This is a genomic window from uncultured Kiloniella sp., from assembly GCF_937128705.1.
GTDB lineage: Bacteria > Pseudomonadota > Alphaproteobacteria > Kiloniellales > Kiloniellaceae > Kiloniella.
On record NZ_CAKZMP010000170.1, the window covers coordinates 1 to 5574 of the forward strand.

The 5574-nt window shown below is 43.4% G+C and carries 6 protein-coding genes; 3 read left to right on the forward strand and 3 right to left on the reverse strand.

From position 1 onward, the window contains the following. Positions 1–173 precede the first annotated feature (173 nt). Entirely contained in the window at positions 174–878 is a 705-nt protein-coding gene (locus Q0241_RS09455; RefSeq protein WP_299376559.1) for an alpha/beta hydrolase, read from the reverse strand. 4 nt (positions 879–882) lie between these two features. Continuing rightward, positions 883–1428: a hydrolase gene (locus Q0241_RS09460; RefSeq protein WP_299376562.1), complete on the reverse strand. Its 546-nt coding sequence runs from the start codon at positions 1426–1428 to the stop codon at positions 883–885. A 245-nt stretch (positions 1429–1673) separates the two neighbouring features. Here Q0241_RS09460 and Q0241_RS09465 point away from each other — a divergent pair, with 245 nt between their 5' ends. The 3 genes from Q0241_RS09465 (at position 1674) to Q0241_RS09475 (ending at position 5422) form a co-directional block, all read left to right on the forward strand. After that, positions 1674–3152, forward strand: coding sequence for a DEAD/DEAH box helicase (locus Q0241_RS09465; protein WP_299376564.1), 1479 nt, complete (start codon positions 1674–1676; stop codon positions 3150–3152). 194 nt (positions 3153–3346) lie between these two features. After that, the gene (locus tag Q0241_RS09470; protein WP_299376567.1) at positions 3347–4540 is read left to right on the forward strand and encodes an MFS transporter; all 1194 of its coding nucleotides are present in this window, start codon (positions 3347–3349) and stop codon (positions 4538–4540) included. A 132-nt stretch (positions 4541–4672) separates the two neighbouring features. Then, positions 4673–5422: an ABC transporter substrate-binding protein gene (locus Q0241_RS09475; RefSeq protein ID WP_299376570.1), complete on the forward strand. Its 750-nt coding sequence runs from the start codon at positions 4673–4675 to the stop codon at positions 5420–5422. Positions 5423–5471: 49 nt separating this feature from the next. Here the strand turns inward: Q0241_RS09475 and Q0241_RS09480 are convergent. Next, the coding region (locus Q0241_RS09480; RefSeq protein WP_299376573.1) for a uracil phosphoribosyltransferase at positions 5472–5574 on the reverse strand (103 nt) is incomplete at its 5' end.

Here is a 5574-nt window from a genome sequence, read left to right on the forward strand (position 1 = left end):
AGGCATTAACAACCAAAACACTTCGAAAAGAATAGCCTTGGTAACTTGTTGGCCCTTCAATGCACAGACACCGGGACCGCTACGATATATTGTCGAAGGACATTTGATCAAAAACTCTACATCCGACTAACCGAACAATCGCTTTGCAAGAGAGTAAAACAAACTTGAAAGACTTAGTTTCGTTCCAGCCACGCCTGTAGAGTTTCATTCACCTTTTCTGGTAACTCGATATTCGACAGGTGCCCACAGTCTTCCAAAGTCAACAGTTCGGCATTTGGCGCCAAAGAAGTAATTTCTTCGGAACAGTCCACCGGAGTAATCAGGTCATCCCGGCCACAGATGACTTGAACCGGGCACTTTATTTTCGGTAAAAGACCCAAATGGCTTTCACGATCCAGAATAGCGGTTTGCTGACGTACGAAAGCTTCTTGCCCAACCTCTTCGGCCATTTTGTATATTTCAGACGTCAAAGACACATCATCCATTCGATTTGGATGAATAAGAAGTGGCATCAAGTGTGGCGTTACGCCCTTAAACTTTCCTCGCCCAGCTAATGAAAGTAAGCCACGCCTACGTCGTTTTTGTTCAGGGCTATCCGCACGCGCTTTTGTATCAATCAACGCCAAGCGCTTCACCCGCTCTGGCGCAATCCGCATAATTTCGAGTGCAACATACCCCCCCATAGATAACCCGACGAGATTGAATTTGCCACGCACCTGCTTCAAAGCATGCAGCGCCAGTTCATTTATGGAACTTGCTTGGGTTAGATCAGATACTTCGCAAAGATACTTGTCTTTAAAAAAGTCCAACTGTGGCGCCCACAGTCGTTCGTTACACAACAAACCTGGTAGAAACACCAGACGTTCTTTTTCTGTCATAAAATTAATCGTTTTCTTTGAGTAGGCTGGATAATTTTTTAAATTCAGGCGTACCTGCTTTTTTCAGCATTTCAAACATTACCATCTCGCTCGAAACAACTTCAGCACCTGACCTGATCATACGATCCAACGCCAATTGTCGGTTCTCATTAGTACGCGAGCCAATAGCATCAGCCACAACAAAAACATCAAATCTGTCTGCCAGCAATTCTAAAACAGTCTGCTGCACACAGACATGTGCTTCAACACCCGTTACGATAACTTGACGTCGTCCCGTTTCTTTTAAGGCGGACATAAAAGGTGCACAGCCGGCAGAGCTGAAAGAGATCTTTTCGAACACATTTTTTTCTGTGTAAAAATCACGTAGCTGTTCAACTGTATGACCAAGCCCTTTGGGATATTGCTCGGTCACCAGAATGGGCACAGATAATTCGGACGCTGTTTTTAAAACCAGTTCATTGGCTTTCAGGATCGAAGGGAGTTCAGGAATAGCTGGTGCCAATCTCTCTTGCACATCTATGACAACAACAACCGAATCTTCTGCAGACATCAACATCTTTAAAGTGCCTCTAGCAAGTTAAGTAACCTCTATTGACTTAAACATCACAGGGTTAAAATTAAACAATAATATCACTTTATGTCCTGATTTAACGATTTTCCGCACCTAAAACACAGTACAAATTGACTTTTTCAAAGCTTTCCGTATTATGCGCACGTCGCTTCTGGAAAGCACGCGTAAGTTTTTACGCATTTCTGCTTTTTTTTGACTAACGCTCAAGCGTAACTAAGGAATACATGAGCTTTTCTGATCTTGGATTAAATCCAAAACTCCTGCAGGCTGTCGAGGATGTTGGCTATACAACACCTACGCCTATTCAGGAACAAGCAATCCCCTACGTGTTAATGGGTCGTGATGTAATGGGCTGTGCTCAAACCGGGACAGGTAAAACTGCTTCGTTTACGCTGCCTATGATCGAAATGCTGTCCAGTGGTCGGGCGCGCGCAAGAATGCCGCGTTCTTTGATCCTGACACCAACACGTGAACTTGCCCATCAGATTTCGGAAAATTTCGAAAACTATGGAAAATACAGCAAGCTTAGCAAAGCTCTCCTTATCGGAGGCTCTTCCTTTGCGGAGCAAACAAAGCTCCTCGAACGCGGCGTTGACGTTCTGATTGCAACACCTGGTCGCCTTCTCGATCTTTTCGAGAGAGGCAAGATCATGCTTGTTGATACCAAGCTGTTGGTTATCGACGAAGCAGACCGGATGTTGGATATGGGCTTCATTCCCGATGTGGAGAAAATTGTCTCTTTGCTTCCTCCGCTAAGACAGACACTCTTTTTCTCTGCAACGATGGCCCCGGAAATCAGAAAGCTTTCTGATAAATTCCTCAGCAATCCAAAAGAAATCTCTGTGACGAAACAGGCATCAACTGCCGAAACTGTCGAGCAGACGATTATCAAGATTGATGGTGGTCCGAAAGAAAAACGAGAAGCTCTGCGTCAAATCATGGCCAGCGAAGGTGAAATTCAGTCTGCGATTTTATTCTGCAACAGAAAAAAAGACGTGGATATTCTGAATAAATCTCTGAATGTACATGGCTTTTCTGCTGCAGCTCTCCACGGCGATATGGTTCAATCGTCCCGTATGGAAACTCTCAGCGACTTTAAAGAAGGCAAAGTTAAGCTTTTGGTCTGCTCCGATGTTGCTGCACGTGGCTTAGATATTCCAGCTGTATCACACGTATTTAATTTTGATGTTCCCGTTAATCCTGAAGATTATGTTCACCGAATTGGTAGAACTGGGCGCGCAGGACGTGAAGGTAAAGCATTCACAATCGCTACAATTGAAGATTACAAGGGGTTACGTAACGTGTTGACGACTATCAATAGCGGCATCCCCGTCGTTTCTCTTGAAGGCTTTGATAGCTGGACCGACGAAGAAGCTGCATCTTTGAAGGGCCGTAGACGTCGTCGCCCAACAAAAGTAACCGCAAAAAGTAGTGATGCCAAAGAAACAAAACCAAGCCGTCGTCGCAAGAAATCCGATGATGTTGCTGAGGATGTTTCATCAGAAGCTACGGCAACAACAGCTGTAGACAGCGGTGCAGACGAAAAACGTAGTGCGAAAAAACCAGTACGAGCTACCCGTCGCAAAACCAGACCTACCGCAGTTATTGGTGAGCGAGAACCTTCATCAGAGCCAAGTAATCCTACTAGCTCTTTTGGAGATCACACACCTGCTTTTATTCTTCGGGAAGCAAAGGTGGCGTAGAACGCTCACTCAAGTAAAATAAAAAAGGCGTTCATTTTGAACGCCTTTTTTATTTCCTGGATCAGATTAAATGTTCCAGGCTTTTAAACAATAAATATTGATGCTCTACAATAAAGTGGTATTCATTAAGAATAAACACCCTTCCTGCGCCGCTTCTACTCTTAAATCCGGCGCCCCAAATTTAGAGCATCCGTATGAACAAAGATTCCGCCCTTCCTTTTGGCGTTCCCTACTCACTTTTTTATATCTTTGTTTTCATGACCATGGGCATTATCTTGGTGTTCTGGCCACTTTGGTTATCAGAAAGAGGCCTTAGTAAGTCAGAAATTGGAAATATACTTTCCATACCCCCGTTCCTCATGCTGCTGGTTTCACCGGCCATTGCCTTCGTTTCAGAAAAAAGTGGCTATAGCAGAGCCGTACTCTTTGCAACGGCATTAATATCTTGCGGGTTCTTCTTTGCTTTTTATTTTGCTGAAGATTTTTATCTTTACCTCTTACTTCAAGCTGGCGCATCCTGTTGTTTTCTTTCGCTTATCCCTTTAGGGGACAGCCAAACACTTAAGGCAGTTCGACTTTATGATTTAAATTATGGACGGATAAGGCTTTGGGGATCTATTTCATTCATTGTCACAAGTTTTGGCGTTGGCTACCTTTTAGATACCATCGATATTAACTGGACGCTTTGGCTCATTTTATGCGCCCTTATTACTGTCGCATTCTTCAGCTTAATCCTGCCTCAGCTCCCTAAAGAGCAAGAAAAATCACAAGGAAACCCACGAATATTCCTCAGAAAACCAAGCTTCCTTTTCTTCATCCTAGGAGCAGGTATGATTATCGGCAGCCACGCTGCTTACTACGCTTTTGGCTCTCTCTACTTAACATCACTGGGGTACAGCAAAAGCCTAATTGGATTTATCTGGGCCTTTGGGGTTATGGCCGAAGTCATCCTATTTGCATTCAGTAACAAGCTGTTTAAAAGTGCGCGCTCTTTACATCTAATCATTATCGGAAGTATTGCCGGTATGATCAGATGGGGGACACTCGGGTTTAGTGACAGCATGATTTTAATCATAGGCATCCAAGTTTTACACGCTCTTACATTCGGCCTAACCCATCTGGGGTCCATGTCATTTATAACAAAGCATGCCCCCAAAGATGTCTCGGCTTCTGCGCAAAGTCTTTATTCTAGTATTGCTAATGGCTTGATGATGGGCCTATCAATTTTCGTCTCAGGCTTGCTGTTTGACATTGATCCCTCATATGCCTTTCTTGCTATGGTCGGCATGGCAGCAACTGGCGGAACAATTATATGGATAGTTACGAAGATTGTACCACCGAGCAGTGCCCCGCCGGCAAAAGAATATACGCATCAAGAACTACCTTGAACGGTAAAGAATTATTAGTATTTCTATAGTTACAATAGAGATGTTCTAATGGATTCTCTTAACGACAAGAGAGAGCCGCGTTTTGATGGAAACTAAATCCGTATCTGCTGTTAATTTTATGGATCATAATTATTGAAATTACCTCCTAAACATATCTTTGCGATCGCGTCTCTTTTATTTATTTTTCCAGTGGTGAAAAATAGTATTGCCGCTGAGGATCAACCAGTCACGATGGCTTGCAGCTCTTTTCCTCCCTATAAAATAGAAAACCCAGGCACAGGCCCCAAAGGCATAGATGTCGATATAATGCTGGAAATTTTCTCCCTTGCAGGGCAGGATGTTGAGTACACGTTTTACCCTTGGCAAAGAGCTTTAAAACTTGTGCAACAAGGGAAAGTTGATGGTCTCTGCGGCTGTTCTTATCACCCGGGCAGAGATAAAGATTTCCTTTTCTCAGATATTCTTGGTTACCACAGCCAAGGAGTGTTCTTGTCGCAAGATGTAACTTTACAAAAGTTTGATTCAGTCCTCGACCTTAAAGGTCTCTCTGTTGCCAGTGTAAGAGGTTACACTGTGCACAAAGAACTTATAGACAATGATATCAATGCCTACGAAGCATCAGATGACAACGAACTATTAACTTTGCTAGAAAACAAGCGCGTTGACGCCGTTTATTCCTATAGGGATTCAGTATTATTTGCTTTAGCCAGTCGTGAGAAAAAAGGGCCTGTAACTTACAAAGAGCTCGTCAGTCATCCTTATTATTTTTGTTTTTCTAAGAAGTCAGAAAAGGTTCAAGGCATCATTAATGATGTAAACCGTGGCCTTCGTACGATTAGACATAACGGCACCTACGAAAAGATCAGAAAAAAATATCAATAAAAAAGGCCCCAATAACGGAGCCTTTATTCATTCCCACAAAAATTAGAGCTTACTTCGTGCCGTAAATACGATCTCCTGCATCGCCCAAGCCTGGGACAATGTAGCCATGCTCGTTTAATTTTTGATCAACAGATGCTGTGTAGACGGGCACA